At 65.9% G+C, this 26,673-nt stretch carries 25 protein-coding genes and 3 tRNA genes; 18 read left to right on the top strand and 10 right to left on the bottom strand.

Going from position 1 to position 26,673, the window contains the following annotated elements:
• Positions 1-414 precede the first annotated feature (414 nt).
• Positions 415-1,830: a siroheme synthase CysG gene (gene cysG / locus CAL28_RS05130; RefSeq protein ID WP_094840272.1), complete on the top strand. Its 1,416-nt coding sequence runs from the start codon at positions 415-417 to the stop codon at positions 1,828-1,830.
• 45 nt (positions 1,831-1,875) lie between these two features.
• Here the strand turns inward: cysG and upp are convergent, their stop codons facing one another.
• Together upp and dacB are read right to left on the bottom strand one after the other, a co-directional pair.
• Positions 1,876-2,514 (bottom strand): uracil phosphoribosyltransferase, encoded by a 639-nt coding sequence (upp, locus tag CAL28_RS05125; RefSeq protein WP_094840271.1) that lies wholly within the window; start codon positions 2,512-2,514, stop codon positions 1,876-1,878.
• Between the two features lie 42 nt (positions 2,515-2,556).
• Positions 2,557-3,963: a D-alanyl-D-alanine carboxypeptidase/D-alanyl-D-alanine endopeptidase gene (dacB, locus tag CAL28_RS05120; RefSeq protein WP_254926026.1), complete on the bottom strand. Its 1,407-nt coding sequence runs from the start codon at positions 3,961-3,963 to the stop codon at positions 2,557-2,559.
• Between the two features lie 193 nt (positions 3,964-4,156).
• Between dacB and queA the strand changes: the two genes are divergently transcribed.
• The 5 genes from queA (at position 4,157) to secF (ending at position 9,859) form a co-directional block, all read left to right on the top strand.
• The gene (queA, locus tag CAL28_RS05115; RefSeq protein WP_254925992.1) at positions 4,157-5,215 is read left to right on the top strand and encodes a tRNA preQ1(34) S-adenosylmethionine ribosyltransferase-isomerase QueA; all 1,059 of its coding nucleotides are present in this window, start codon (positions 4,157-4,159) and stop codon (positions 5,213-5,215) included.
• Entirely contained in the window at positions 5,212-6,348 is a 1,137-nt protein-coding gene (tgt, locus tag CAL28_RS05110; protein ID WP_094840269.1) for a tRNA guanosine(34) transglycosylase Tgt, read from the top strand. Before queA ends, tgt begins: the two co-directional genes overlap by 4 nt.
• Positions 6,349-6,550: 202 nt before the next feature.
• The gene (yajC, locus tag CAL28_RS05105) at positions 6,551-6,892 is read left to right on the top strand and encodes a preprotein translocase subunit YajC (protein WP_094840268.1); all 342 of its coding nucleotides are present in this window, start codon (positions 6,551-6,553) and stop codon (positions 6,890-6,892) included.
• A 102-nt stretch (positions 6,893-6,994) separates the two neighbouring features.
• On the top strand, positions 6,995-8,890 hold the full coding sequence (gene secD / locus CAL28_RS05100) for a protein translocase subunit SecD (protein ID WP_094840267.1): 1,896 nt from the start codon (positions 6,995-6,997) through the stop codon (positions 8,888-8,890).
• Between the two features lie 39 nt (positions 8,891-8,929).
• Positions 8,930-9,859: a protein translocase subunit SecF gene (secF, locus tag CAL28_RS05095; protein ID WP_094840266.1), complete on the top strand. Its 930-nt coding sequence runs from the start codon at positions 8,930-8,932 to the stop codon at positions 9,857-9,859.
• Positions 9,860-9,996: 137 nt separating this feature from the next.
• On the opposite strand, the gene CAL28_RS05090 is transcribed toward secF, so the two are convergent.
• The 3 genes from CAL28_RS05090 to CAL28_RS05085 form a co-directional block, all read right to left on the bottom strand.
• Positions 9,997-11,439 (bottom strand): amino acid permease, encoded by a 1,443-nt coding sequence (locus tag CAL28_RS05090; RefSeq protein WP_094840265.1) that lies wholly within the window; start codon positions 11,437-11,439, stop codon positions 9,997-9,999.
• Between the two features lie 131 nt (positions 11,440-11,570).
• Positions 11,571-11,735, bottom strand: a complete 165-nt coding sequence (locus tag CAL28_RS29680; RefSeq protein WP_176463880.1) for a hypothetical protein — start codon at positions 11,733-11,735, stop codon at positions 11,571-11,573.
• Complete coding sequence (locus tag CAL28_RS05085) at positions 11,732-12,460, bottom strand: haloacid dehalogenase type II (protein ID WP_217906530.1); 729 nt, start codon at positions 12,458-12,460, stop codon at positions 11,732-11,734. Before CAL28_RS05085 ends, CAL28_RS29680 begins: the two co-directional genes overlap by 4 nt.
• Positions 12,461-12,573: 113 nt before the next feature.
• Here CAL28_RS05085 and CAL28_RS05080 point away from each other — a divergent pair, with 113 nt between their 5' ends.
• Entirely contained in the window at positions 12,574-13,050 is a 477-nt protein-coding gene (locus CAL28_RS05080) for an OsmC family protein (protein WP_094840264.1), read from the top strand.
• 74 nt (positions 13,051-13,124) lie between these two features.
• On the opposite strand, the gene CAL28_RS05075 is transcribed toward CAL28_RS05080, so the two are convergent.
• Positions 13,125-13,508, bottom strand: a complete 384-nt coding sequence (locus CAL28_RS05075; RefSeq protein ID WP_094840263.1) for an RNA-binding S4 domain-containing protein — start codon at positions 13,506-13,508, stop codon at positions 13,125-13,127.
• Positions 13,509-13,591: 83 nt separating this feature from the next.
• Positions 13,592-14,479 (bottom strand): SMP-30/gluconolactonase/LRE family protein, encoded by an 888-nt coding sequence (locus tag CAL28_RS05070; RefSeq protein WP_176463879.1) that lies wholly within the window; start codon positions 14,477-14,479, stop codon positions 13,592-13,594.
• Positions 14,480-14,661: 182 nt separating this feature from the next.
• Between CAL28_RS05070 and CAL28_RS05065 the strand changes: the two genes are divergently transcribed.
• Positions 14,662-15,456 (top strand): transporter substrate-binding domain-containing protein, encoded by a 795-nt coding sequence (locus tag CAL28_RS05065; protein ID WP_094840261.1) that lies wholly within the window; start codon positions 14,662-14,664, stop codon positions 15,454-15,456.
• A gap of 22 nt (positions 15,457-15,478) precedes the next feature.
• On the top strand, positions 15,479-16,336 hold the full coding sequence (locus CAL28_RS05060; RefSeq protein ID WP_094840260.1) for an FRG domain-containing protein: 858 nt from the start codon (positions 15,479-15,481) through the stop codon (positions 16,334-16,336).
• A gap of 4 nt (positions 16,337-16,340) precedes the next feature.
• On the opposite strand, the gene CAL28_RS05055 is transcribed toward CAL28_RS05060, so the two are convergent.
• Positions 16,341-17,063 (bottom strand): phosphatase PAP2 family protein, encoded by a 723-nt coding sequence (locus CAL28_RS05055; protein ID WP_176463878.1) that lies wholly within the window; start codon positions 17,061-17,063, stop codon positions 16,341-16,343.
• 165 nt (positions 17,064-17,228) lie between these two features.
• Between CAL28_RS05055 and miaB the strand changes: the two genes are divergently transcribed.
• The 5 genes from miaB (at position 17,229) to lnt (ending at position 22,869) form a co-directional block, all read left to right on the top strand.
• Positions 17,229-18,641: a tRNA (N6-isopentenyl adenosine(37)-C2)-methylthiotransferase MiaB gene (miaB, locus tag CAL28_RS05050; protein ID WP_094840258.1), complete on the top strand. Its 1,413-nt coding sequence runs from the start codon at positions 17,229-17,231 to the stop codon at positions 18,639-18,641.
• Positions 18,638-19,666, top strand: a complete 1,029-nt coding sequence (locus tag CAL28_RS05045; protein ID WP_094840257.1) for a PhoH family protein — start codon at positions 18,638-18,640, stop codon at positions 19,664-19,666. The genes miaB and CAL28_RS05045 overlap by 4 nt, the downstream gene beginning before the upstream one ends.
• 130 nt (positions 19,667-19,796) lie before the next feature.
• Positions 19,797-20,258: an rRNA maturation RNase YbeY gene (ybeY, locus tag CAL28_RS05040; RefSeq protein WP_254926025.1), complete on the top strand. Its 462-nt coding sequence runs from the start codon at positions 19,797-19,799 to the stop codon at positions 20,256-20,258.
• Positions 20,259-20,353: 95 nt separating this feature from the next.
• A complete protein-coding gene (locus tag CAL28_RS05035) occupies positions 20,354-21,247 on the top strand; it encodes an HlyC/CorC family transporter (RefSeq protein WP_094840255.1) in 894 nt (297 codons plus the stop codon).
• Complete coding sequence (lnt, locus tag CAL28_RS05030; RefSeq protein WP_094840254.1) at positions 21,244-22,869, top strand: apolipoprotein N-acyltransferase; 1,626 nt, start codon at positions 21,244-21,246, stop codon at positions 22,867-22,869. Before CAL28_RS05035 ends, lnt begins: the two co-directional genes overlap by 4 nt.
• A 30-nt stretch (positions 22,870-22,899) precedes the next feature.
• Here lnt and CAL28_RS05025 read toward each other — a convergent pair whose 3' ends face one another.
• Positions 22,900-23,907, bottom strand: coding sequence for an aldo/keto reductase (locus tag CAL28_RS05025; protein ID WP_094840648.1), 1,008 nt, complete (start codon positions 23,905-23,907; stop codon positions 22,900-22,902).
• A gap of 307 nt (positions 23,908-24,214) precedes the next feature.
• Between CAL28_RS05025 and CAL28_RS05020 the strand changes: the two genes are divergently transcribed.
• The 4 genes from CAL28_RS05020 (at position 24,215) to CAL28_RS05005 (ending at position 25,666) form a co-directional block, all read left to right on the top strand.
• A tRNA-Ala gene (locus CAL28_RS05020) sits at positions 24,215-24,290 on the top strand.
• Between the two features lie 32 nt (positions 24,291-24,322).
• A tRNA-Glu gene (locus tag CAL28_RS05015) sits at positions 24,323-24,398 on the top strand.
• Between the two features lie 64 nt (positions 24,399-24,462).
• Positions 24,463-24,539, top strand: a tRNA-Asp gene (locus CAL28_RS05010).
• 482 nt (positions 24,540-25,021) lie between these two features.
• Positions 25,022-25,666: a toll/interleukin-1 receptor domain-containing protein gene (locus CAL28_RS05005; RefSeq protein WP_094840253.1), complete on the top strand. Its 645-nt coding sequence runs from the start codon at positions 25,022-25,024 to the stop codon at positions 25,664-25,666.
• A 106-nt stretch (positions 25,667-25,772) separates the two neighbouring features.
• Here the strand turns inward: CAL28_RS05005 and CAL28_RS05000 are convergent, their stop codons facing one another.
• Positions 25,773-26,468 (bottom strand): DUF4145 domain-containing protein, encoded by a 696-nt coding sequence (locus CAL28_RS05000; protein ID WP_094840252.1) that lies wholly within the window; start codon positions 26,466-26,468, stop codon positions 25,773-25,775.
• Positions 26,469-26,673 lie beyond the last annotated feature (205 nt).

The raw sequence follows: 26,673 nt of genomic DNA, 5'->3' as shown, positions 1-26,673 counted from the left end.
CGGAACAGCCGCCGCGCGCGGCGGCTTCCGCAGCGTAGAACGCCCCGGCGACGGGAGGCAGGCCGGCGCGGCGTCATGAGGAGAATGCGGATACACGATTGGAGACCTCATCGAAACGGCCGCCCATGGGAACGGGCGGGTGCATCGATACTACACCGCGCCACGCGGGGCGCGCGCCCACCTGTTCGCCCCGCATCCGCCTGCCGCGGCCGACTCCGGCGCGTGCCGGGCCCGCATGCGGACCGCGCGCCGCATATGCCGCCCGGACATAAAACCCTACACAAATATTTCTTTTGTTTATATAAACATACCCACATCTTCGTTCCACGCTGGAAGCCGGCTTCCTAGAATGGAGGCCCTGCCCATGCCGCATCGCGGAAATGGGCTCGTGCCGCTCCCTCCTCCGCACCCGCCATGAAGCTATTTCCCCTGTTTGCCGACCTGAACCAGCGCCTGGTGCTGGTGGTAGGCGGCGGCGCCGTCGCCGCGCGCAAGGCCCAAGCGTTGCTGGAGGCCGGCGCGTTCGTACGCGTGGGCGCGCCGGAATTGAATGCCGAGCTGTCAGCCATGGTCCGGGACGGCAAAGTGGCCCACCTGGCAGGACGCTTCCACGATGGCTGGCTGGACGACGCCTGGCTGGTGGTAGCGGCCACCGATGACGCCCAGGTCAATGCGCAGGTGGCCGCGGCAGCCGGGGCGCGCCGCATCCTGGCCAATGTGGTGGACGATCCCGCCCTGTCTTCTTTCCAGGTGCCGTCCATCGTCGACCGGTCGCCGCTCATCGTGGCGATTTCTTCTTCCGGCGTGGCCCCGGTACTGGCCAGGCGGCTGCGGGAACGCATCGAATCGATGTTCGATCACGCGCTGGGTCCGCTGGCCGAGCTGGCGGCGCGCTACCGCACCCGCATCCGGGAACGGCTGCCGGACCTCGGCGCCCGGCGACGCTTCTACGACCGCCTGCTGGACGGCCCCGTTGCGGCGCTGCTGCGGCAGGCTCGGCCGGAGCAGGCCGCGCAGGCCCTGGAAACCGCCCTGGCGCAACCCCAGCAAACGCCGGCCGGCAGTGTAGTGCTGGTGGGTGCCGGCCCCGGCGACCCCGGCCTGCTGACGCTCAAGGCGTTGCGGGCCTTGAACGAAGCCGACGTCATCCTGTACGACCGCCTGGTCGGCGACGGGATCCTCTCGCTGGCGCGGCGCGACGCCGAACGCATCGACGTGGGCAAGCGCCCGGGCGAAGATCACGCCGCCACGCAGGCACGCATCCACGCCTTGATGGTCGAGCAGGCGCGGCACGGGCGGCGCGTGGTGCGGCTCAAGGGCGGCGATGCGTTCATTTTCGGGCGGGGCGGCGAGGAGCTGCAGCACCTGCGCGCCCACGGCGTACCCTACGAAGTGGTGCCCGGAGTAACGGCGGCGCTGGCCTGCGCGGCGCACGCCGGCATTCCGCTGACGCACCGGGACCACGCCCAGTCCCTGCACCTGATCACCGCGCATTGCCGCGACGATGCCGCCGCCCCGGATTGGGCGGCGCTGGCCGCCGGTAACCAGACCCTGGCGTTCTATATGGGCGTCGGCCAGCTGGAGCCGCTGTCGCGGGGGCTACGGGAACACGGCCGGCCGGCCGATACGCCCTTCGCCCTGGTGGAAAACGGCAGCCGGCCCGAACAGCGGGTACTGACCGGACGGCTGGAAGACCTGGCGGAGCTGGCACGGGCGCATGCCATCCACGCGCCCGCCCTGCTGATCGTCGGCAGCGTGGCCGCACTGGCCAACGAGCTGCACTGGTTCGGGGAACATATCGACGGCATGGCCGCCGCGACGGCCGGGTGAAGGCGAGCCGGGCGGGAGCCGCGTTTCCGCCTGGCGGCCAGGCGCCTATTCGGCGGTCTGGCGGGTGCCGAAAATGCGGTCGCCGGCGTCGCCCAGGCCGGGGATGATGTAGCCGTCCTGGTTCAGGCCCTGGTCGATCGACGCCGTATAGACCTGGACGTCGGGATGCTCCCGGTCGAGCCGCGCGATGCCTTCGGGCGCGGCCACAAGCACCAGCGCGCGGATGTCGCGGCAGCCGGCGCGCTTGAGCATATCGATGGTCGCGCACATCGAGCCGCCGGTCGCGAGCATCGGGTCCACGATCAGCGCCACGCGCTGGTCCAGCTCGGCGACCAGACGCTCCAGATAGGTATGGGCCTGCAGGGTTTCCTCGTTGCGCGCCAGCCCCACCACGCTGACCTTCGCGCCGGGCACCAGCGTCAGCACCCCGTCGAGCATGCCGATGCCGGCCCGCAGGATGGGCACCACGGTGATCTTCTTGCCGGCCAGCTTTTCCACGTCCACGGTGCCGCTCCAGCCCTGTATCTGGCACGGTTCGAGGGGCAGGTCCTTGCATGCCTCGTAGGTAAGCAGGGCGGCGACTTCCTGGGATAGCTCACGGAAACTTTTGGTGCTCAGGTCGGCGCGGCGCATGATGCCCAGCTTGTGGCGGATCAGCGGATGACGTATTTCGTGCACGGGCATTGCGGTTCTCCGATATCGATGGGTCGAATCGTAGCCGGGCGCTCAGCGATCGGCCAGCCACTTGATGAGCGCATCGTCGAAGGGGCGCACGGCATCGGCGCGCTCGTCGTTGACGATGCTGACGACGACATAGCGCTTGCCGCTGTTGCCCAGCACGTAGCCCGCTATCGCGCGCACATTGGCCAATGAGCCGGTCTTCAGGTGGGCCATCCCCCGCGTATCCTTGTCACGCAGACGACGGCGCACCGTACCGTCGACCCCGGCGATCGCCAGCGAAGACATGAATTCCGGCATATAGGGCGAATTCCATGCCACGGTCAGCAGCGAGGCCAGGCTGTCCGCGGAAACGCGGCCGATACGGGACAGGCCCGATCCATTGTCGATGACCAGCTCCGGCATGGATAGCCCCTGGCTGTCCAGCACCCGGCGCACGACCGCCGCGCCGGTGGCCGGCGTGGCGGGACGACGCCCCTCTTCCGCGCCCATGGTCAGCAGCAGGAGGCGCGCCATGACATTATTGCTGCGCTTATTGATCGCGCGGATGATGTCGGACAGCGGCGGCGAGTCATGGGCGACCAGGGGCACGGCATCCGGCGGAACCATGCCGGCGCGCACCTGGCCGGTAAAGGTGCCGCCCAGTTCGCGCCACAGCAGGCGGAAGACCGCGGTCGCGTAGTCCGGCTGGGACAGCGCCAGGCGGTACAGGCTGAATTCTCCGCAGGAACCGGCGACCTTGCCGGCCACGCGCAGCGTGATGCCCGCCTGCGTAATGAGGGGCTCGGTGGCGACTTCCGGCGCGCCGGGACAGACCGCGTCGCTCCATTCGACCTGCCCCTCGACGGTGACGCCCGGCACCGGCGGATCGATCACGGGGCGCCAGCGCCGCGCGACGGGATCGGGCAGGAACGCCAGGCGTACCGCCCCGAAGCCCACCATGAGCGCGTCGGGACTGGCGTTATAAGGACGGTCGGGCGCGCCGTCGAAGGCGCCGGGGTCGGTGGCGACCGCCCCGAATATGGTGCGGTCGATCACCAGATCGCCGATTTGCCGGACTCCGTGCAGGCGCAGATCGCGCAGCAGGCTCCACAAGTCCTGCATCAGGAACAAGGGGTCGCCGCTGGCACGCAGGTACAGCGGACCGGCCAGCACGCCATTGGCCCCCAGGCGCGCCCCCGGATCCGACAGCAGTTCCGTGCGCCAGACGTAATCGGGCCCGAGGCTGGACAGCGCCGACCAGGTGGTGACCAGCTTCATCACGGAGGCGGGATTGCGCGGCTGCTTGGCGTTGATGGAAAGCAGCCGCTGTCCGCCCAATTCCTGCACCACCAGCGACAGCGACCCGCCGGGCAGCTTGCTGGCGCGCCAGGCCGACGCCAGTTCATGCGGCAACGCATTGGTCGAAGCGGGCGCCAGGCCCTGGGCGCGCGCCGCGCCCGGCGCCACGCCCATTATCGATATGGCCAGCAAGCCGGCTGCCGCCCGCCCCGCCAACCCAGCCATCCACCCGAACCACCGCTCGATCATTCCCCGCCCGCTTCCGTCGCCGAACCGCCAAAAGCGCCAAGGATACCTTGCATGAACGGCGCCGTGCGGCCGGCCTACTACAATTGCCGGTTCGCTTGTCACGATTTCCACATCCAGCGTGTCCCCGTCCATTCCACCTTCCCATCGCCTGTCCGACTTCGACTACGAACTGCCGCCGGAGCTCATCGCCCAGCATCCCAGCGCCGAGCGCGGCGGCAGCCGCCTGCTGCACCTGGATGCGCAAGGGGGCCTGCACGATCGGCGTTTCGCCGACATCGCGGCCCTGCTGCGGCCGGGCGATCTGCTGGTATTCAACGACACGCGCGTGATCAAGGCGCGGCTGACCGGCCACAAGGCCAGCGGCGGCAGGATCGAAGTCCTGGTCGAGCGCATCACCGGCCCGCGCCGCGCGCTGGCCCACGTGCGCGCCAGCAAATCCCCAGGACCGGGTACGGTCCTGCGCCTGGCGGACGCTTTCGACGCCGTGGTGCACGGCCGCGCGGGCGAACTCTTCGACCTGGAGTTTCCCGCCGATGTGCTGGCGCTGCTGGATGCCCACGGCGCCACGCCGCTGCCGCCCTACATCGCGCACGCGGCCGACGCCGAGGACGAAACGCGCTACCAGACCGTCTACGCGCGCGAACCCGGCGCCGTGGCGGCCCCTACCGCCGGGCTGCACTTCGACCAGGCCATGCTGGACCGCCTGCAGGCGCTGGGCGTGGCGCGGGCATTCGTTACCCTGCACGTCGGCGCCGGCACTTTCCAGCCCGTGCGCGTGGAAAACATCGCCGACCACGTCATGCATGCCGAGTGGTACACCGTCCCCCAGGCCACCGCGGATGCCGTCGCCGCCGCCCGGGCGGCGGGCGGGCGCGTCGTCGCGGTGGGAACGACCAGCGCGCGCGCGCTGGAATCGGCCGCCGCCCAGCAGTTTCCGCTGCAGGCCACGCAGGGCGATACCCGGCTGTTCATCACGCCGGGATATCGCTTCAAGGCGCTGGACGCCCTGATCACCAATTTCCACTTGCCGCAGTCCACGCTATTGATGATGGTGTCGGCGCTGGCGGGCATGGAACCCATCCGTCGCGCCTATGCCCATGCCGTGGCGCAACGCTACCGTTTCTTCAGCTACGGCGACGCCATGTTCATCGAAGCGGCCGCGGCCCAGACATCATGACCGGACTCGATTTTCAACTGCTTGCCACCGATGGCGCCGCGCGGCGCGGCCGCATGACGCTGAACCACGGCGTCGTGGAAACCCCGATTTTCATGCCCGTTGGCACCTACGGCAGCGTCAAGGCCATGCTGCCGCACGAGCTGGCGGACATCGGCGCGCAGATCGTGCTGGGCAATACCTTCCACCTGTGGCTGCGCCCGGGCACCGAAGTCATGGAAAAGCATGGCGGCCTGCACGGTTTCATGGGCTGGAACAAGCCCATCCTGACCGATTCCGGCGGTTTCCAGGTGTTCAGCCTGCAAGGCATGCGCAAGATCACCGAGGAAGGCGTCCGCTTCGCCTCGCCCATCGACGGCGCGCGCCTGTTCCTGACGCCAGAGGAATCCATGCGCATCCAGCGCGCGCTGAATTCCGACATCGTCATGGTGTTCGACGAATGCACGCCCTATGAAATCGACGGCCGCGCGGCCACGGAAGACGAAGCCGCGCGCTCGATGCGGATGTCGCTGCGCTGGGCGCGGCGATCGCGCGACGCCTTCGACCAGCTGGCCAACCCGAATGCGCTGTTCGGCATCGTCCAGGGAGGCATGTACGAGCGGCTGCGCGACGAATCGCTGGCCGGCCTGCTGGACATCGGCTTCCATGGCTATGCGATCGGCGGCCTGTCCGTGGGCGAGCCCAAAGCGGACATGATGCGCATCCTGGCGCACGTGGCGCCGCGCCTGCCCGCCGGGGCGCCGCGCTACCTGATGGGGGTGGGAACGCCGGAAGACCTGGTGGCCGGCGTCGCGCAGGGCGTGGACATGTTCGACTGCGTCATGCCCACCCGCAACGCCCGCAACGGCTGGCTGTTCACGCGCTACGGCGACGTCAAGATCCGCAATGCCCGCTACCGGGACGACACCCGGCCGCTGGACCCGACCTGCGGCTGCCATACCTGCGGGAACTTCAGCCGGGCCTATCTGCATCATCTGCAGCGTGCCAACGAGATCACCGGGGCACGGCTGAACACCCTGCACAACCTGCATTTCTACCTGACCCTGATGAGCGAGATGCGCGAAGCGATCGCGGCCGGCCGCTTCGAGGCCTGGCGGGCGCAATTTGCCGCCGACCGGGCGCGCGGCGTGGATTAGCGGCGTGTCCGGCCGCCGCCGGGGCGCGCCGCGCCCGCCCGGCGGCCGGCGATGCCGCTCCTGGGGGGACGAGGCTTTCCCCCGCGGGCGGCTCCGATACAATAGCGGGCTGCCCTCCATGCGCAGGCTCGCGAAAAAACGCAAAATCAGACCAAAAACCCAATAACCGGATCCGCGCGGCGGATCCCTTCAGGAGAACCCGATGTCCTTTACCGACACCCTAGGCGTTGTCGTCGCCCAAGCAGCCGCCACCGAAAGCGCGCTGATGAACATCCTGCCCATCGTCTTGATGTTCGTCATTCTGTATTTCCTGATGATCCGGCCCCAGATGAAGCGCCAGAAAGAGCACCGGAACCTGCTGGCCGCGCTGAGCAAAGGCGACGAAGTCGTCACCGCCGGCGGCGTGCTGGGCAAGGTGACCCGTGTCACGGATACCTATATCACCGTGGAGATCGCCGAAAGCGGCGACAAGCCGGTGGAAGTGGTCGTCCAGAAATCCGCCGTCTCCACCGTACTGCCCAAGGGAACCATCAAGGCGCTGTAAGCGTCCGAGTGTGGCCCGGGCGATGCACATGCCGCCCGGGCAATCCCGCAGTGCCCCCGGCCTTTTGCCTCAACCGTCATTCGTCAAAATCAGTAGCCGGCCATGAACCGCTATCCCCTCTGGAAATACCTTACGGTCCTGATCGCGGTCGTCATCGGCCTGCTGTACACGCTGCCCAATTTCTACGGCGAATCCCCCGCGGTGCAGATTTCCAGCGCGAAGGCGACGGTCAAGGTCGACAACGCCCTGCTCGGCACGGTCGAACAGATCCTGGCCCAGGCCAAAATCCCCACCGTTGGCGCTTTCTACGAGCAAAACGGCCCGCTGGGCACCATCCGCGCGCGCTTCTCGTCCACCGACCAGCAGCTGCAGGCGCGCGACCTGCTCGACAAGACCCTGAATACCGTTCCCGGCGACCCGCATTACACGGTGGCGCTGAACCTGCTGCCCGCCTCGCCTGCATGGATGCGCGCCCTGGGCTGGTTCGAGCCCAAGCCGATGTACCTGGGCCTGGACCTGCGCGGCGGGGTGTATTTCCTGCTGCAGATCGACATGCAGGGCGCGCTGAGCGCCCGCTATGACTCCCTGGCGGCCGATGTCCGCAGCGTGCTGCGCGACCAGGACGTGGCCGGCGCCAGCGTGGACCGCACGGGCCAGGCCATCACCGCCACCTTCGCCAACGCCGATAGCCGCGACAAGGCCGTTTCGATCCTGCGTACGCGCATGCCGGACCTGCAGTTCGTCGACCAGAACGACGGCGCCAAGCCGCAACTGGTCGGCACGCTCAGCCAGGCCTCGATTACCCGGGTGCAGGAAAGCGCGCTGACGCAGAACATCAACACGCTGCACAACCGCATCAACGAACTGGGCGTGGCCGAGCCCGTCATCCAGCAGCAGGGCAACGACCGCATCGTCGTGCAGCTGCCCGGCGTGCAGGACGTGGCCAAGGCCAAGGAACTCCTGGGCCGCACCGCCACCCTGGAAATCCGCATGGTGGACGATTCGCCGGCGGCGCAATCCGCGCTGGCCGCCAATACCGTCCCCTTCGGCCTGGAACGCTACACCGACCGCGACGGCCGCCCCATCCTGGTCCGCCGCCAGGTCATCCTGACCGGCGAAAACCTTCAGGACGCCCAGCCGGGCCGCGACCCGCAGACGCAGCAGCCGGCCGTCCATCTGACGCTGGACGCCAAGGGCGCGCGCATCTTCCGCGACGTCACGCGCGATAACGTGGGCAAGCGCATGGCCATCCTGCTGTTCGAAAACGGCAAGGGCGAAGTGGTCACCGCGCCGGTCATCCGCGGCGAAATCCCCGGCGGCCAGGTGCAGATTTCCGGCAGCATGACCGCCGAGGAAGCCGCCGATACGTCGCTGCTGCTGCGCGCCGGCGCGCTGGCCGCCCCGATGTCCATCATCGAGGAACGCACGATCGGCCCCAGCCTGGGCGCGGACAACATCGCCAAGGGATTCGCGTCCACGCTGTACGGCTTCCTGGCGATCGCCGTCTTCATCATCCTGTACTACCGCCTGTTCGGCGTCTTCTCCACCATCGGGCTGGCGGTGAACGTACTGCTGCTGCTCGCGGTGCTGTCCATGCTGCAGGCCACGCTTACCCTGCCCGGCATCGCCGCCATCGCCCTCACACTGGGGATGGCGATCGACTCGAACGTGCTGATCAACGAACGGATACGCGAAGAACTGCGCAATGGAGCGTCGCCGCAGCAGGCCATACACCAGGGCTTCGAGCGCGCGTGGGGCACCATCCTGGACTCGAACCTGACGACGCTGATCGTCGGCCTGGCGCTGCTGGCCTTCGGCTCCGGCCCCATCCGCGGGTTCGCGGTGGTGCACTGCCTGGGCATCCTGACCTCGATGTTCTCGTCGGTCGTGGGCGTGCGCGCGCTGGCCAACCTGTGGTACGGCCGCCGCAAGAAGCTGGCCAGCGTCTCGATCGGCCAGGTATGGAAACCGTCCGGCGACACCAAGGCGAAGGCCTGAAGACCCGATATCCAAGGCCAACCCTAAGCAAGGCGAAACATGGAATTCTTCCGCATTCACCGCACCATCCCGTTCATGCGGCATGCGCTGGTGCTCAACATCATCAGCGCGGTGACCTTCCTGGCCGCGGTTTTCTTCATCCTGACACGCGGCTTCCACCTGTCGATCGAATTCACCGGCGGCACGGTGATGGAAGTCAACTACGCGCAGACCGCGCAGCTGGACTCGGTGCGCAGCGCGGTAGGCAAGCTCGGCTACTCGGATTTCCAGGTGCAGAATTTCGGCACCTCGCGCGATGTGCTGATCCGCCTGCCGCTGCAGACGGGCCAGACCTCGTCCGCGCAAAGCGACGCGGTGCTGAAGGAACTGAAGGCGGCCGATCCGTCGGTGGAGCTTCGCCGCGTGGAATACGTGGGGCCTCAGGTGGGCCAGGAACTGGTGCACAACGGCTTGATGGCGCTGCTGTTCGTGGTGCTGGGCATCGTCGTCTACCTGGGCATCCGCTTCGAATGGAAGTTCGCGCTGGCCGGCGTCATCGCCAACCTGCATGACGTGGTCATCATCCTGGGGTTCTTCGCCTTCTTCCAGTGGGAATTCTCGTTGTCGGTGCTGGCCGGCGTGCTGGCGGTGCTGGGGTATTCGGTGAACGAATCCGTGGTCATCATGGACCGGATCCGCGAAAACTTCCGCAAGCAGCGCAAGGCTTCCGTGCCGGAGGTCATCAACGGCGCGATCACGCAGACAATTTCGCGCACCATCATCACGCACGGATCCACGCAGATGATGGTGCTGTCGATGCTGTTCTTCGGCGGCCCCACCCTGCACTACTTCGCGATGGCGCTGACCATCGGCATCTGGTTCGGTATCTATTCGTCGGTCTTCGTGGCCGCCGCGCTGGCCATGTGGTTTGGCGTGAAGCGCGAAGACCTGGTCAAGCCCGCGAAGAAAGATGGACCTGAAGTAGCCTGAGCACGATTAACGGACGGTCGCTAACGGACGATCCTTAATGGACGATCTTTAACGGACGATCCGCGAGCGCCCTGCCCGGGCGCTCGCCACTGCCTCGATGGCGGACCCGGACAGGTCCGCCATTGTTCTTTTGCAGGTCACCGCCGTTCGCCGCCCACCGCCAGGGCGGGGGGTTCGGACACGGGTTCTTGCCGGTTCAGCAGGGAATGATGCCGGGCGTAGGCGAAATAGACGACCAGCCCGATGGCAAGCCAGACACCGAAGGCCAGCCACGTAAGCGGCTGCAGGTAGGTCATGAGCGTCACGCACGCCACCACGGCCAGGGCCGGCACGACGGGCACGCCAGGGCAACGGAAGCCTCGACGCAGTTCCGGACGCGTCTTGCGCAGGACGATGACGGCAATCGAGATCAGGCTGAACGCGGCGAGCGTGCCGATATTGATCAACTCGGCAAGGGTGCTCAAGCGCACGAACCCGGCCACGATGCCGAAAAGTATGCCCACGACCCAGGTCGCCAGAAAGGGCGTGCCGTATTTCGGATGAACCGTCGAAAGCCGGCGCGGCAGCAGGCCGTCGCGTGACATCGCGTAGAGGATGCGCGTCTGTCCATACGTCATGACCAGGATCACCGTCGTCATGCCCAGGATCGCGCCCACGTCCACGAAGCCGGCGATCCAGGTTTCCTTCGCGTAGTTCAGCGCCAGCGCTATCGGATCGTTGACGCCCAGGAAGCGCTGGTAAGGCACGATGCCGGTCATGATGGCGGCCACCGCCACATACAGCACGGTGCACACGATCAGCGAACCGATGATGCCGATCGGCAGGCTCCGCTCCGGCCGCGCCACTTCTTCCGCCGCGGAAGTCACCGCATCGAAGCCGATGAACGCGAAGAAGACCAGGGCCGCGGCGCTGAATATCCCCGTATATCCGAAGGGAGCGAAGGGATGCCAGTTCGCCGGCTGAACGTGATGCACGCCCACGACGATGAACAACAGCACCACGGCAACCTTGATGACCACCATGGCATTGTTGACGCGCGTCGACTCCTTGACGCCGATCGAAAGCATGGCCGTCAGCGCCAGCATGATCAGCATCGCGGGCAGGTCCATCCAGGTATGGACACCGGGCAGCGCGCCCGGCGCGGCGGTAAGCACCGTGGGAAGGTGAAGGCCGAAGCCCCTTAGCAGCGATTGGAAGTAGCCGGACCATCCGGCGGAAACGGCCGAGGTGGCGAAGCCGTATTCCAGTATCAGGTCCCAGCCGATCATCCAGGCGACGAACTCGCCCAGCGTCGCGTAGCTGTAGGCATAGATGGACCCCGTGACGGGTACCGTGGAGGCGAACTCCGCGTAGCTGAATGCCGCGCATCCGCATGCCAGCGCCGCGACGATGAACGAAATGGTCAGCGCGGGCCCCGCCGTGACCGCGCCCGTTCCGGTCAAAACGAATATGCCCGTCCCGATGATCGCGCCGATTCCCATCAAGACCAGATCGAACGGACCCAGCACCTTCTTGAGGTTTCCGGACGCACGACTCGACGCGATCATGGCGTCTATATTTTTTGTTCGAAAGATATTCACCGCATGCCTCCAGGAGAATGCTGCCCCCGCCCCATGCTTGGGTGGGCGGGCAGAATATCATCGGGAGAGTGCGGTCAGGACCGATTGGCGGCCATGCAGGCGCCGGAAAACTTCTTTTGAATCAACGCTCTTTACACGGTCGCATTGGCGACCGGCGAACCGGCCGCGCGGCGCATCGCCGTGGAACGCGGCGATGCGCGCTGCGGAAACGACACCGCCGGGGCCGCGATGCGGCGGGACGGTTGCGCCGCCGCTGCCTCGGTCGCGTGCGTCGCGACGCGGGGCCGGTCCGTCACTCGGGACAATCCAACTGGGAGGCCAGATGCCCCATGTCGTCGGCGATCCAGTCCCAGTCCTGCTCGGCGCGCAGATTGGTTTTCTGCGCCGGACCGTATTCCGTCGGCCGCAGGATAAAGGCGGTCCTGAAGCCGCATTTGCGGGCGGCGGCCAGATCGGAATTGTGGGCGGCCACCATGCAGATTTCCTCCGGCCGCAGGTCCAGCACTTCCGCGGTCCTCAGGTAGGCCTCCGGCGAAGTCTTGTACGCCTTGACGACCTCCGCGCCCAGGATGGCATCCCAGGGCAGCCCGGCATGCTTTGCCATGTCCGTCATCAACCGGATATTGCCGTTGGACATCGGCGCGATGATGAAGCGCTGCTTCAGCCGGCGCAGGCCCGCCACGGAGTCTGGCCACGGCTGCAAGCGATGCCAGATCAGATTCAGGTCGTTGAGCGTTTTCTCGGGCAGGGCGGCGACGTCGATCCGGTAGTCCGCCAGCAGTTTTTCCAGGTTCTCGCGGTGCAGGACATCCAGCTTGACGAAGGGGCGCCGCCCGGAACGGACTTCGTCCAATGCCGGCTGGTACTTCTTGCGCCACGCGTTCGCCACATCATGGGGATCGTCCGCGATCCCATGCTTTTCCAGGAAAGGACGCAATTCCCGCGCGACGCTGGTACGCCAATCCACCACCGTTCCGAACACATCGAACAGCAACGCCTTGATCATCGTGTGATCCGCCATGGTCTCCACCTGTTTGTCGAAAAAAAGGCCGATGGTGGAGTCTACCTCCGGTGATATTCTCGAGGCTTAATCGTCGCTGAACCTGAAGGCCCGCGGGGCCGTGGACATACGCAATGGCACATGGCGAACACAAATACCACGTCGAGGTCCGGTGGACCGGCAATCGCGGCAGCGGTACGTCCGGCTACGGCGCCTATGGCCGGGATCATGTGATCCGGGCGGATGGCAAGCCGGATATACCGGGTTCGTCCGATCCCGCGTTCCGGGGCGATGCCGCCCGCTGGAATCCGGAAGACCTGCTGGTCGCGTCGGCATCGGCATGCCACAAGCTGTGGTACCTGCACCTGTGCGCGGATGCCGGCATCGTGGTGGTGGATTATGCCGACGCCGCCGAAGGCACCATGAAGGAAAGCGACGGCACGGGCCGCTTCACGGGCATCGTATTGCGTCCGCGTGTGGCCATCCGGCAGGGATGCGATCCCGCCGAAGCGCAACGGCTGCATCACGTCGCGCACGCCAAGTGCTATATCGCCAACTCGGTCGACTTTCCCATCGCCTGCGAACCCACCATCGTGGTCGCCGACAGCTGAACGGCGCCCCGGGCGGCGGTCCCGCCGGGACTTCAGGCCGACGCTACGGACACGGGCCGGGCGGCCCGCCAGCGCTATTTGCCGCGCAATTGGTCGATCAGGCGACGGTCGCGCTTCGTCGGACGCCCCTGGACGATATCCAAAGCCGGTTCGGGCGCCAGCCGGCGCATTTCGGCGGCGCGTTCGCGCGCGGCGATGCTGTCCGGTGTCTCGTCGTACATCAGGCGCGCCGCCGTGGCGGGGCCGCGTATGTTGCTGACCGCCCGCACGAGCACGCGGATGGGCGGATCGCTCTTGCGTATGGTGATGAAATCGCCCTCGCCGACCTCGCGGGCGGGCTTGGCGGGCTGGTCGTTGACCAACACCCGCCCCTTGCCGATCTCTTCCACGGCAAGGCTGCGCGTCTTGTAGAAGCGCGCCGCCCAGAGCCATTTGTCCAGCCGTATTTTGTTCGTCATGGCGATCCTCCTGAGTCAGCCGCGGCCCGGTCGTTTTTTCCGTCCGGACTTTCCCGGGCACCATCCCCGCACGCCGCGCCGCCTCATCGCGGCGACGACGGGGCCATGGGATTGCGGACCCGGTACAGGCTGCCCTCGCTGTCATTGACCGTTCCGTAGACCCAGGCCTGATCCGGCGAAATCGCCAGGTTGGAGTGGTGGGTACCGGGCAGGGGCTGGGTGGCCAGCAGGCGGCCGTCCGGACCGAAGACGGCAAAGCCGTCGCCATTGTAGAGGCTGACGAACAGGCGGCCGGCCGGATCGGTGCGCACCCCATCCGGCGTGTGGCGGCCCGTCCCCGGCAGGCGCTCGTCCAGCACCAGGAAGTCGCCGCCATCGCGCAAGCTGCCGTCCGGCGCCACCTTGAATCGCAGGATCTTGTCGGTGGTGCTCTCGCCCAGGTAGAGCGTGCCGCCGTCGGGCGACAGGGCGACGCCGTTGGCGTTCTGGATGTGGTCGGCGACCATGTCGGCGCGTTGCAGGCCCGCCGGCAAGTGATACAGCCTGCCCGGAATGCCGCCGTCGCCGCCGGAAGCGGTGAAATAAGCGCCGCCACGGCCGTCCGCGGCCAGATCGTTGGGGCGGACGAAAGGCTCGCCGCGCGCGCCGTGGTCAAGGGTGCGCAGCAACCGCCCATCCAGGGAGCGCTGTTCCACCGTGCCCGCGTCGTAGCAGGCGACAAGCAGCGTGCCGTCGGCCAGCGGCAGCAACCCGTTCGGGCCGCACCCGGCCGCGTGCCATGCCACCTCGGGGCCGGCCTGCGCCAACCGCAGTACATCGCCCGCGCCATAATCGACGAAGTAAAGAACAGCGCCGACGAAAACCGTGCCCTCGGGGAATTGCAGGCCTGGCGCAAAACGGGTGGCATCGCCCGCGGATGCCGCGCAGGCGGGTCCGCACAGGGCAAGAAGGAGAACCAATAGGTACCGCATGAAATGCTCCTGGGGATCGAAAGCGCGGCCGGGCGGGGCGATACGCATGGCAACGCGGCCGGCGCGCCGGCTGCGATAACCCGTCTTGCCTGGCAAGCCGTGCAAACCCGCACTGAAGGGAAGCCGCCGCAGCGTTTAAAGTTGACGCACACGACAACCCTCCCTCCGATGGAATTCCCGCCATGAAGTTCCTTGCCGCCCTTGTCCTGCTGTCCGTCCAGGCGTTCGCGTTTGCCCAGGCGCCCGCGACCGCCCCCTCTCCCGTTTCCGGCCCGGCACTGGCGCGCATCGAGAAAAGCGGAGTGCTGCGCGTCTGTACGCCCGGCGACTACAAGCCTTTCAGCTTCCAGCACGCGCCGGGACAGTTCGAAGGCATCGATATCGACCTGATGCAGACCCTGGCGACGGCCCTTAAAGCCAAGCCGGAATACATCAAGACGAGCTGGTCGAACCTGCTGCCGGATTTCGTCGCCGGCAAATGCGATATCGCGGTGGGCGGGATTTCGGTATCGCTGGAACGCCAGAAGCAGGCGTACTTCAGCATTCCCTATATGATCAACGGCAAGACGCCGCTGACGCGCTGCGAGAACGTCTCCCGCTTCCAGACGATCGAAGCCATCGACCAGCCCTCGGTACGCGTCATCGCCAACCCCGGCGGCAGCAACGAACGCTTCGCGAAGACACGGCTGAGCCACGCGAAACTGACCATGCACCCGGATAACCTGACGATCTTCGACGAACTGATCAAGGGCCAGGCCGACGTCTTCGTCACCGAGGCCGCCGAAGCCATCGTCCAAAGCAAGGCCCACCCGGAACTGTGCGCGGTCAACCCCGACAAGCCGCTGCAATATGCGGAGATGGCCTATCTGCTGCCGCAGGGCGACGAGGTGTTCAAGCACTTCGTGGACCAGTGGCTGCATCTGGCCCAGGCCAGCGGCGAATACGCGCAGATCAGCGCCAAGTGGCTGGGCAAATAAGGCGGCATGAAGGAAAGCGGCATTGGAGACGATCACCCAGTACAAGCTATGGTCGTTCACCGGCGGCTCGCCCAGGGCGACGGTGGTCCAGCGCCAGGACTATCGCAAGGCAGCCGCCTACGAGGTCGCTTCGTATGCCGACCTGGCGACCCGGGTGGCGGAGCTGCAATTCCACAATCGCGACCATATCCTCCTGTTCCGCGGACAAACCGGCGACCATCGCAACCGTTCCGGCTATACCTCGTTGAAACCCAGCCTGCTACGCGGAACGGGCCACGCGAATCCCAGCCTGGACACGTTGCGCAAGCGATTCGCGCGCCTGACCGCCGCCGAGAAAATCCTGGCCGAGGAATACCTGGCGGCCGGTTTGCTGGGCATGGAACGCATCGGCCGGCATGGCACCGTGCGCTGGGCCATCCTCCAGCATTACGAGGTATGCGCCACGCCCCTGCTGGACGTGACCCACTCCCTGCGCATCGCCGCATCGTTCGCCAGCCATGGCGCGGACGACGAAGCCTATGTCTTCGTGCTGGGCGTACCGTACCTGAGCGGCGGGATCACCGTCAGCGCGGAAGCGGGGTTGCAGACGATACGATTGTCCAGCGTATGCCCACCCTCCGCGGCGCGGCCGCATTTGCAGGAAGGCTATCTGCTGGGGGAATATCCGGAAATCGCCGGGATCGGCCAGAAGGCGCTCTATCTGCACCATGAAATGGATTTCGGGCGGCGCCTGATCGCCAAGTTCCGCTTCGACCCACGCACCTTCTGGAAAGGCCACAGCTTCCCCATCGTGGGCAGGCACGAGCTGTATCCGTCCGACGACCCCCTGCTGGACCTGACCCGGCGCGTCAGGAAAAAGCTGGAACGGGACGGCGGCTGAAGGCTTAGCGCTTCGCTACGCGGGCGAACCACCGCCAGGGCACACGCATCGGCCAGCGATAGGCCGGGTCCAGGAACCACCGCTTGAGCCCATGCACCGCCGTCATGGCGATCAATGCGGACGCCGCCACGTCCGACGCGAAATGGTCCAGGTTGACCAAGCGGCTGACGGCCGCCAGCACGGCCAGGGTATAGACCGCCCAGCGCCAGCGCGGCGCCACCACCGCGATCGCCGCGGCCAGCACGAAGGCGGTCAATGCGTGGCTGGACGGAAAGGAATTGAACGGCTTGCCCTGGAAAGGATGTCCCAGCCCGTAGATCCCCTGCTCGAAAAACAGTTCCGGACGCGCGCGTGCCACCACCTGCTTGAGCAGGCCCGTAACGATCCCGCCGGCGATCCACGCGGCCATCAGCAGCAGCGCGCCCCGCACCACGCGTTCGTAGCCGCCGATCCAGGCGCCGTCGCGCCCGCGGCGCAAGGCGGCCAGCGCGGCGATATAGACGATCAGGACCGCCCAGGCGTAGTTGCCGCTGTCGCCGGCTTCGCCTATCCATTCGAAGACATGATCCACGCCGGGGGAAACGTTGGCGTGCAACCATTGGGCGAGCGGCAGGTCCACGAATAACGCCGACAGGCCGAGCAGCAGCAGCGCGAAGATCCCGACCGCCACCCGGCGCGCGCGGCGGTCGGCGGGCGCGTCGTCGCGCACGCCTGAATTCTGGAACATGGTTTGTCCTCTGTAAGTGCGCGGCTGCCGCCCCGTGCGGACCGGCCGCGTTTCCGGCCCGATGGCCCGCCGGACCGAGACGATACCAAGACAGGATGGCATCCGGGGTAAAATTCTGTTTTTCCTCCCACGCCCCCGGGATCTACACCCGTCACGGCCTCCGACATGCAAGAAACCATACTCGCGCGCGACGCCGCGCCCGCCGACGCGTCCGCGCCCGGCTCCCCCCGCAAACTGTTCATCCGCACCTTCGGTTGCCAGATGAACGAGTACGACTCCGACAAGATGGCCGACGTGCTGCGCGAATCGCAGGGCGTGGAATTGACCGACAAGCCGGAAGACGCGGACATCATTCTCTTCAATACCTGTTCCGTGCGCGAGAAAGCGCAGGAGAAAGTCTTCTCCGACCTGGGACGCGTGCAGCAACTGAAGAAAACCAAGCCGGGACTGGTCATCGGCGTGGGCGGTTGCGTGGCCAGCCAGGAAGGCGAGGCCATCGTCAAGCGCGCGCCCTATGTGGACGTGGTATTCGGACCGCAGACCCTGCACCGCCTGCCGGAACTGATCCGCCAGCGCCAGTCCGAGGGCCGCGCCCAGGTCGATATCAGCTTCCCCAGCATCGAAAAGTTCGACGCCCTGCCGCCGCCGCGCGTCGACGGCGCGACGGCCTTCGTGTCCATCATGGAAGGCTGCAGCAAATACTGCAGCTTCTGCGTGGTGCCCTACACCCGCGGCGACGAAGTGTCCCGGCCTTTCGATGACATCCTCATGGAAGTCGCCGACCTGGCCGACCAGGGCGTGAAGGAAGTCACGCTGCTCGGGCAGAACGTCAATGCCTATCGCGGCCGCCTGGGCGACGGCGACGAAATCGCCGATTTCGCCATGCTGCTGGAATACGTGCACGACATTCCCGGCATCGAGCGCATCCGGTACACCACCTCGCATCCGAAGGAAATGACGCCGCGCCTGATCCAGGCCTATGCGCGCCTGCCCAAGCTGGTGTCTTTCCTGCATCTGCCAGTGCAGGCCGGCAGCGATCGCGTGCTGGCGGCGATGAAGCGCGGCTATACGACCCTGGAATTCAAGTCCATCGTCCGTCGCCTGCGCGAAGCCCGCCCGGGCCTGACGCTGTCGTCCGACTTCATCGTCGGCTTTCCCGGCGAGACGGAAGAAGATTTCGAGAAAACCATGAAGCTGATCGACGACGTCGGCTTCGACACCTCTTTCTCGTTCGTGTATTCGCGCCGCCCGGGCACGCCGGCGGCCGACCTGGCCGACGACACGCCGCAGACGCTCAAGCTGCAGCGCCTGCAACGGCTGCAGGCCCGCATCGCCGAGCAGGCGGCGGCCATCAGCGCGGCCATGGTGGGTACCACGCAGCGCGTGCTGGTCGAAGGCCCCTCGCGGCGCGACCCGAACGAACTGATGGGCCGCACCGAAAACAACCGCATCGTCAATTTCGCGGCACCGCCGCGGCTGGTCGGCCACATGATCGACGTAGTCATCACCGAGGCCTATCCGAATTCCCTGCGCGCACGGGTCGCCCTGGCGGAATCCCCTGCGCCGGAGGCCGCATGACGGGCGCGCGCGCGCGGACACCGCGCAAGCAGGCCGGCGTCACGGTGCAGATCGGCGGCGACAACGCCCAGTTGGCGAACCTGTGCGGCCCGCTGGACGAAAACCTGCGCCAGCTCGCCGACGGGCTGGGGGTCAAGCTGTCGCGCCGCGGCAGCCGCATCACACTGGAGGGCGAACAGGCCGAACTGGCCGCCCAGGCGCTGCGCCGCTTCGATGAACAGGCCGCGCGCAAGCCGCTGTCGGTGGACGACATCCAGCTGGGATTGGTCGAAATCGGCGTCGGACGCGAGAGCGGCGCGCATGGCGGCAAGCCGGCGCTCAAGCCCCCCACCCTGCCGGCGATGGACGACTACGGCGAAGGCATTTTCCTGCGCACACGCCGCTCGGACCTGCGCCCGCGCACGCCGCGCCAGCGCGATTACCTGGAAAACATCCTCAAGCACGACATCACGTTCGGCATCGGCCCGGCCGGCACGGGCAAGACATGGCTGGCCGTCGCCTGCGCCATCGACGCGATGGAGCGCGACACGGTACAGCGCCTGGTGCTGACGCGGCCCGCCGTGGAAGCCGGCGAACGCCTCGGCTTCCTGCCCGGCGACCTGGCGCAGAAGGTCGACCCCTATCTGCGCCCGCTGTACGACGCGCTGTATGACCTGATGGGCTTCGAAAGGGTGCAGCGCCTCTTCGAGAAGCAGACCATCGAGATCGCGCCGCTGGCCTATATGCGCGGCCGCACGCTGAACCACGCCTTCGTCATCCTGGACGAAGCGCAGAACACCACGCCGGAACAGATGAAGATGTTCCTGACCCGGATCGGCTTCGGCAGCAAGGCAGTCATCACGGGCGATCCTTCTCAGGTGGACCTGCCGCGCGGCCAGCAAAGCGGCCTGGCGCATGCGGTGGGCGTGCTGCAGGACGTGCAGGGCATCGCGACGACGCGCTTCACCAGCCGCGATGTGGTGCGCCACCCGCTGGTCGCCCGCATCGTCGACGCCTACGAGCAAGCGGCGGCCGATGAAGACTGAAGCATCGGCCGCGCGCACGCGCGGCCTGGGGTCCGGCGACGCCGCGCGACGGACCATCGAGGCAGGACGCGCCGGCCGGAAGCCGCCACACGCCGTTGCCAAGGCAGGGCGGCCGCCGGCGGCCGTCTCGCTGTCGCTGTCCGTCCAGTACGCCGTCGAGGCGCCGGCCCTGCCTCGCTGGCGGTTGCGGCGCTGGATCGCCCGGGCGCTGGACGGCGCGCGCGATGACGGGCTGGTGGCGTTCCAGGGCATGGAGATCAGCATGCGTATCGTCGGCCTGGCCGAAGGCCGCCGCCTTAACCGGGATTTCCGTGGCCGGGATTACGCCACCAATGTGCTGACTTTCGAATACGGCGTCGGTCCCGACGATGTCGCCCGGGGCGACATCGTCCTGTGCCTGCCCGTGCTGCGCCGCGAGGCGCGCGAACAGCGCAAGACGCCCCTGGCGCATGCCGCCCATCTGACCGTCCACGGCACCCTGCACGCCCTCGGCTACGACCATATCCGCGAGCGCGATGCCCGCCGCATGGAAGGGCTGGAGACTCGCGTATTGGCGGACATGGGCATCGCCGACCCCTACGCGCCGCGTTAAAGCGCGCCGGCGTGGGGGTAATCCCGCCCGTGGCGTTACAAAAGTGCCGCACAACATCGGTTATGCTGGTTTTTTTGTAACTTGTCCTCTGGACGATGCCCGACCCTTACCCTGCGAACGACGCGGATCACCCGCGTCAGGCCAAGCCCGCCAACAAATCCCTGCTAGACCGCCTGCTGTCCCTGGTTCGACGCGAACCCGAGGACCGGGAAGGCATCAAGGCCATACTCGAGGCCGCCCACGAACGCCAGCTGCTGGACAGCGAGTCCTACGCCATGATCAAGGGCGCGCTAGCCGTCTCGGAGCGCACCGTCGGCGACATCATGGTGCCGCGGCCCCGCATGGACCTGCTGGATATCTCCCAGCCGCTGCCCTACCTGCTGTCGATCATCATCGACACGGCGCATTCGCGCTTTCCGGTATTCGAAGGCGATCGCGACAATATCGTCGGCATCCTGCTCGCCAAGGACCTGCTGCGTTGCATGCTGGAGCCGGACATCGAATTGCGCTCGCTGGTCCGTCCGGCGGTATTCGTCCCGGAATCCAAGCGGCTGAACGTGCTGCTGCGGGATTTCCGCGAAAGCCGCAACCATCTGGCCATCGTGATCGATGAATACGGCGGCATCGCCGGCCTGGTCAGCATGGAAGATGTGCTTGAGGAAATCGTCGGCGATATCGAAGACGAATTCGACGAGGACGACGAAGCCACCATCTTCCCCGAAGGCGAGAACCAGTGGCGCGTCCAGGCCGCCACCGATATCGACAAATTCAACGACGCCTTCGGCCTGGCCTTGCCGCACGACGAATACGACAGTATCGGCGGCTGGCTGGGCGGCGAACTCGGGCGCATCCCGCGCCGCGGCGACGTCGCGGAACGGCACGGCCTGCGCTTCGAAGTCGTGCGCGCCGACGCCAGGCGCGCCTTGTGGCTGCGCGTCAAGCGACTGCCTTCCACCGCCCCCACGACGCCTTCCCCCGACGCAGAATGACGACTTCGACGACGCGCCACCCGCGGGTGCTGGGTATGGCCTGCGTGGCCGCGGCCGGCGCCATCCAGGCCCTGACGTTTGCCCCCGGCCCCCTGCCCGACGGCGCGCTGGCGCTGGTACAGGTCCTGATGCTGGCCATCCTGGCGCGCCGCCAGCTGGCCGCGCCGACATTGCGCCAGGCCCTGCGGGACGGCTGGATCTTTCACTTCGCCTGTTATGCCCTGGGCCTCTACTGGCTGTACGTCAGCATGCACGACTACGGCGGGCTGTCGTCGCCGCTGGCGGCCGCCGGCGTGCTGGCGCTGTCGGGATTCATCGCGCTGTTTCCCGCCGCGGGGGGCGTCCTGGCACGCTGGCTGGCGCCGCTCGCGGCCAACGCCACGCCGGGTCGCCGGCTGCGCGCCGCCCTGGCCTTCGCCTGCGGGTTCACGGCGCTGGAATGGGTGCGCGGCACGTTGTGGACAGGCTTTCCGTGGCTGAATATCGGCTACGCGCACGTCGATAGCCCCTACGCCGGCTGGGCGCCGGTGGTCGGCGTCTACGGCATCGCCTGGCTGGCGGCCTTCGCGGCCGCGGCATTGGCCGCGCTGTGGCGGCCGGCCGACGTGCCGCGCGATCCGCGCGACGGCATGGCCGCCGCGCTGGCCATCGTCACCGCACTGGCCGGCTGGGGCCTGTCGCGGGTGGAATGGTCCCGGCCGCACGGCTCGCCGCTGGAGGTACGGCTGGTCCAGGGCAATATCGAACAGTCGCAGAAGTTCGATGCCGGCCTGATGGAAAAAGGCCTGCTGCAGCACATGAACCAGGCGTCGATGCCGCCCCCGGCCGGCACCCCGGCGCCGCAGCTCATCATCCTGCCCGAAACCGTCCTGCCGGTCTTCCAGGACCAGCTCGACCCGCGCGCCTGGGACCTGTGGCGCCGCATCGCCGAGGAACGCAAGGCCACCATCGTCATGGGCGTGCCGCTGCATCGCGTGGTCGACGGCCGCGACCGCTACACCAACAGCGCGGTCGCCTTCGACGGAAACACATCGGTGGAAGCCCTGCGCACCGGCGAGCTGGCCATGCGCTACGACAAGCAGCATCTGGTGCCCTGGGGCGAATTCGTGCCGCCGGGCTTCCATTGGTTCGTGCGCATGCTCGATATCCCGCTGGGCGATTTCGACCGGGGCGACGTCCGCCAGCCGCCCTTCGATATCGACGGGCAACAACTGGCCCTGAACATCTGCTACGAGGATCTTTTCGGCGAAGAACTGCTGCCGGCCATACGGCATGGCGCCAACGGCGAGCCGGGCGCGTCCATCCTGGTGAATATCAGCAACCTGGGATGGTTCGGCGACACCTGGGCATTGCGGCAGCACCTGCAGATCGGCCGCATGCGCACACTGGAAACGGCGCGGCCGATGCTGGCGGCCACCAACACCGGACTGACCGTATCGATCGACCCCCACGGCCATGTGCTGGCGCAGGCGCCCGCCATGCAGATGACGGCCCTGCAGACGACCGTGCAGGGCATGACCGGCTTCACGCCTTATGTCCGCACCGGCAATACCACCATGATCGGGCTGGTGGCGGCGGGACTATTGATTCTTCTGGCCACCCGGCGGCGCGTAGCGGCGTAGCGGCGTAGCGGCCATCGGTCCGCCGGGGGCTTATTTCTCGCGCAGCGGCAAGTCGGCGCCCGCCTGCCGCCGCGGCGACGAAGGCCCGGTCCCGACGCCGCTGGTTTCGATGAAGGCGGCGATCTCCGCCATATCGTCGTCGTCCAGCTCCAGGGTCGCGGCACCGACCCAGCCGTCGACCTGCCCTGCCGACCGCGCGCCCACGATGGCCCCGGTGACGCCGGGCCAGGCCAGCGTCCATGCGATGGCCGTGGCGGCGACGGTGCTGCCGTGCCGCGCCGCGACACGCCGCAGGACGTCCGCCAGTTCTAGATTGCGGCGCAGGTTTTCGCCGGTGAACTCCGGGTTGCGCGAACGCCAGTCGTCGGCGGGCAGCGCGGCGGCGCGGTCCTCGCTGAAGCCGCCACTGAGCAATCCCGACTGCATCGGGCTATAGACGATGACACCCGTCCCGTGGTCCACGCACCACGGCAGCAAATCGGCGGCCGCATCGCGGCGGATGGCCGAAAAAGGGGGCTGCAAGGTATCCACGTGGCCCAGGCGCTCGGCATCCTCCAGTTGGGCCGCATTGTGATTGGACAGGCCCACGGCACGCACCTTGCCCTCCGCCTTCAGATCCAGCAACGTCTGCCAGTACTCGGCCACCGTCGCGCCGTCGTTGGCCGGCCAATGCATCTGGTACAGGTCGATGCGCTCCACGCCCAGGCGCCTGAGGGATGCTTCCAGCTCGGTCCGCAGGCTGCGCGCCGCCCCGACGCGACGGGGTGGCGCGGTGGGGTGATCCTTGTCCCACACCAGCCCGCATTTGGTGAACACGTAGGGACGCTGGCTGGGCGCCATGCCCTTGAGCGCCTGGCCGACCAGTTCCTCGGAATGGCCCAGGCCGTACACCGCGGCCGTGTCGATCCAGTTGATGCCGCGCGCCACCGCGTGACGCAGGGCGGCGATGGAGTCGGCGTCGTCCTGCGCGCCCCATCCGGCCGCCCAGCCCGGGCCGCCGATCGCCCAGGCGCCGAAACCCACGCGCGTAATGTCCATGTCGGTGCGGCCCAGCCGTCGAACCGGAAAAGAAGTGGGACTCATGCGGTGCCTCCTTGTCAGATTCCCGCCATCCTGACGGGCGGTATTCGGCGCCTCGCCGCGTCGGCATATGCCATGCCCACGGGAGTCATGCGCCCAACTTGCACGCCCAAAAAAAGTCGTGCATAATCTCGTTTCTTCGCCAACGGCACAGACAAAAAGCCGGCAAGAACAGTCGCAGCGAACAGTCATGCTGTAACCCCAAGCGCTGATTTTGCAGGATTTTTGCCTCGTATTTCGTCGGAAGTTTCGGCCAGAAGTACACGGGGGTATAGCTCAGCTGGGAGAGCGCTTGCATGGCATGCAAGAGGTCAGCGGTTCGATCCCGCTTACCTCCACCAGTCGAAAGCGAAGTTGCTGTAGTCAGTTCAAGGTCCCCTTCGTCTAGAGGCCTAGGACATCACCCTTTCACGGTGAGTACAGGGGTTCGAATCCCCTAGGGGACGCCAGTTTAAATGCTGGCAAGGTTGTAGGTTCAGTGTCGCTCGCGATGCTGTGCGAATACACCGCTGCGGAGCGGTAGTTCAGTTGGTTAGAATACCGGCCTGTCACGCCGGGGGTCGCGGGTTCGAGCCCCGTCCGCTCCGCCAGAATTCCAGAACGTTGTTGTGACAACAGCGGTCACGCGAAAGCCCTGAGAAATCAGGGCTTTTTGCTTTTCTGCTTGCCAACCATGGGCGCATCTTTGGATGCCTGAGAACTGGCAGCATAGTCCCAAGCCCACTAAATTCTATCCGATTAGTGTGCCCGGATTGTGCCCGTGATCGGCCTGCCGGAACTACCTCCGTAGCGTTTGATAGTATCTATCGCCTGGCCTAAGAACTGCCTTCCAGCGCCCGGGCAACCCCGACACCCGCGTCAACTCGAATCTAGAGGCTTTCTGTGTCAAACCAAAACGCAGAACTTTACTTTGAACTTCAGGGGGCCCTTCGGTCGATTTATCGGCCGATGGTGGAAAAAAAAATACCCCGAGCTGGGCCACCACTGGCCGCTGTTGTCTGGTTTCACGTTGCACCGGGCGTCATTCAACGGTTGGGGCCTTTTCGGCCTCCAGCATACTGGCAACAATGCCATGATGATTACCAGCGATCATGGAGAACTTCCAGGTTTCGTCGTTGGTGTGCAGGAAATCACCCCCGAATCCCGGGCGGCGGTAAGACGACGAGTCGCCCAGCATTTCGGATTTACTTCAATGGATGCTGTACTCCTATGCGAGCCCAACGGTAACCTGGCTAAATGCGAGTTCGACGCGATGTTAGAGAACCATGAGCGTGCTAAGAACCTCACGCCGATGAAAATTTTCCTGAGCCATAAAACGGCAGATAAGCCTCTCGTCCGTGAGTTTAAAAAAGTACTCGCAGAAATCGGCTTTGAGCCGTGGCTTGACGAGGATGCGATGACCGCCGGGGCACCGCTGGAGCGGACAATACTTAAAGGATTCAACGACTCTTGTGCGGCGGTGTTCTTCGTGACGCCTAACTTCGTAGATGAGAACTTCTTAGCGACCGAGGTAGATTACGCTATAGCGCAGAAGCGCGCGAAGGAAGAACGGTTCGAAATTATTACGTTGCAGCTAAGCCAGGACGGCAAGAAAGGCAACGTACCCGATCTACTGCGGAGGTTCGTGTACAAGGAGCCGTCGTCCGAGGCTGAGGCGCTATACGAAATACTCCGCGCCTTGCCTATTCGACCCCATCAGATTAGTTGGCGGGACTAGTCTGGGGCCGAATTCCGATGCGATTTTCCGCGGGGGTAGCGCCACTCGCGCGCCAGCCAGTTTCCCCCCGTAGGCCCCTCGCGTTCTGTGGTCGGAGTTGGTGCCCCTAGCCTCCAGGCGTTACACGTCGAGCCGCTTGCTTTTCGGCGGCCGTGGCTTTGATTTGCGCGTTGCGCACCTGTCGGTTATGCCGGGCCACGTACCAGTCTTCTATCAAGGACTCTATTAGGCCGATCAGCAACCCCGCCTCGTCCGGCTCAACATCGACAATCACGTCTATCTCTCGTTCCATGTGCGCGCCAATGTTGCCAATAGTCCTGACGGCTTCAATTGATTCCCACGTGTCTTCAGCTACTTGCTCCCGGATCGCTTGAATTTCAGCAGCGAGATTTCTGAGGTGTGGCAGCTTGAAAAAATCCCGGATCATCCCTTGCAAGCATCGTCTAGAAAGCGTTGCAGACGCCTTGGGACTTAGATCGCAGATTGCACACGCCTCGGCGTAGTCCTGTGCAATGGCGATTGGGATGTAGTCTGGTAGTGGTTTTACCCGAGATCCGGGGCGAAGATGCCACGTATCGAGCGTCTTTCCGTATCGTCGCTCCTTGTCGGTGGTGACTCGGACTAGTTCCACTTTGATGGCATATTCTTTGCATTCCCTGTTAGGGCACACAATGACGTGAGTAAGGACTGCTAGCGGCCCGTCCTTATTGCCTTTATTAAAGAATGTCTCACCGCCGGTCGAGTTATCTTCAGTGATGATCGAATGATGGTGGCAATACGGGCAACGCCATGAGAACGCCATATAACGCTCCGTTAATGATTTGCTCTGCACTGTAATCCAACAATGGTCACGTCGGTAGTGCTCCGAAATCGATCGTATACAGAGCAGCCCGGGCAAGGCCGATCTGTTGTCACGAAAATCCTTGGCCACCATTCGGAACATTGATAATTCGGATCATCCATTTCGGAACAAGTATTCGACATTACTAGCCGCACCTTTCTGTCGC

The sequence above is a fragment of the Bordetella genomosp. 11 genome (assembly GCF_002261215.1).
GTDB lineage: Bacteria > Pseudomonadota > Gammaproteobacteria > Burkholderiales > Burkholderiaceae_B > Bordetella_C.
This window is presented reverse-complemented; position numbering and strand designations above follow the sequence as displayed.

Coding starts and splice junctions, on each gene's coding strand:
- cysG (WP_094840272.1), top strand. CDS start 415: ATGAAGCTATTTCCCCTGTTTGCCGACCTGAACCAGCGCCTGGTGCTG.
- upp (WP_094840271.1), bottom strand. CDS start 2,514: ATGCCCGTGCACGAAATACGTCATCCGCTGATCCGCCACAAGCTGGGC.
- dacB (WP_254926026.1), bottom strand. CDS start 3,963: ATGGGCGTGGCGCCGGGCGCGGCGCGCGCCCAGGGCCTGGCGCCCGCT.
- tgt (WP_094840269.1), top strand. CDS start 5,212: ATGACCGGACTCGATTTTCAACTGCTTGCCACCGATGGCGCCGCGCGG.
- yajC (WP_094840268.1), top strand. CDS start 6,551: ATGTCCTTTACCGACACCCTAGGCGTTGTCGTCGCCCAAGCAGCCGCC.
- secD (WP_094840267.1), top strand. CDS start 6,995: ATGAACCGCTATCCCCTCTGGAAATACCTTACGGTCCTGATCGCGGTC.
- secF (WP_094840266.1), top strand. CDS start 8,930: ATGGAATTCTTCCGCATTCACCGCACCATCCCGTTCATGCGGCATGCG.
- CAL28_RS05085 (WP_217906530.1), bottom strand. CDS start 12,460: ATGGCGGATCACACGATGATCAAGGCGTTGCTGTTCGATGTGTTCGGA.
- CAL28_RS05080 (WP_094840264.1), top strand. CDS start 12,574: ATGGCACATGGCGAACACAAATACCACGTCGAGGTCCGGTGGACCGGC.
- CAL28_RS05075 (WP_094840263.1), bottom strand. CDS start 13,508: ATGACGAACAAAATACGGCTGGACAAATGGCTCTGGGCGGCGCGCTTC.
- CAL28_RS05070 (WP_176463879.1), bottom strand. CDS start 14,479: ATGCGGTACCTATTGGTTCTCCTTCTTGCCCTGTGCGGACCCGCCTGC.
- CAL28_RS05065 (WP_094840261.1), top strand. CDS start 14,662: ATGAAGTTCCTTGCCGCCCTTGTCCTGCTGTCCGTCCAGGCGTTCGCG.
- CAL28_RS05055 (WP_176463878.1), bottom strand. CDS start 17,063: ATGTTCCAGAATTCAGGCGTGCGCGACGACGCGCCCGCCGACCGCCGC.
- miaB (WP_094840258.1), top strand. CDS start 17,229: ATGCAAGAAACCATACTCGCGCGCGACGCCGCGCCCGCCGACGCGTCC.
- CAL28_RS05045 (WP_094840257.1), top strand. CDS start 18,638: ATGACGGGCGCGCGCGCGCGGACACCGCGCAAGCAGGCCGGCGTCACG.
- CAL28_RS05035 (WP_094840255.1), top strand. CDS start 20,354: ATGCCCGACCCTTACCCTGCGAACGACGCGGATCACCCGCGTCAGGCC.
- lnt (WP_094840254.1), top strand. CDS start 21,244: ATGACGACTTCGACGACGCGCCACCCGCGGGTGCTGGGTATGGCCTGC.
- CAL28_RS05025 (WP_094840648.1), bottom strand. CDS start 23,907: ATGGACATTACGCGCGTGGGTTTCGGCGCCTGGGCGATCGGCGGCCCG.
- CAL28_RS05005 (WP_094840253.1), top strand. CDS start 25,022: ATGATGATTACCAGCGATCATGGAGAACTTCCAGGTTTCGTCGTTGGT.
- CAL28_RS05000 (WP_094840252.1), bottom strand. CDS start 26,468: ATGGCGTTCTCATGGCGTTGCCCGTATTGCCACCATCATTCGATCATC.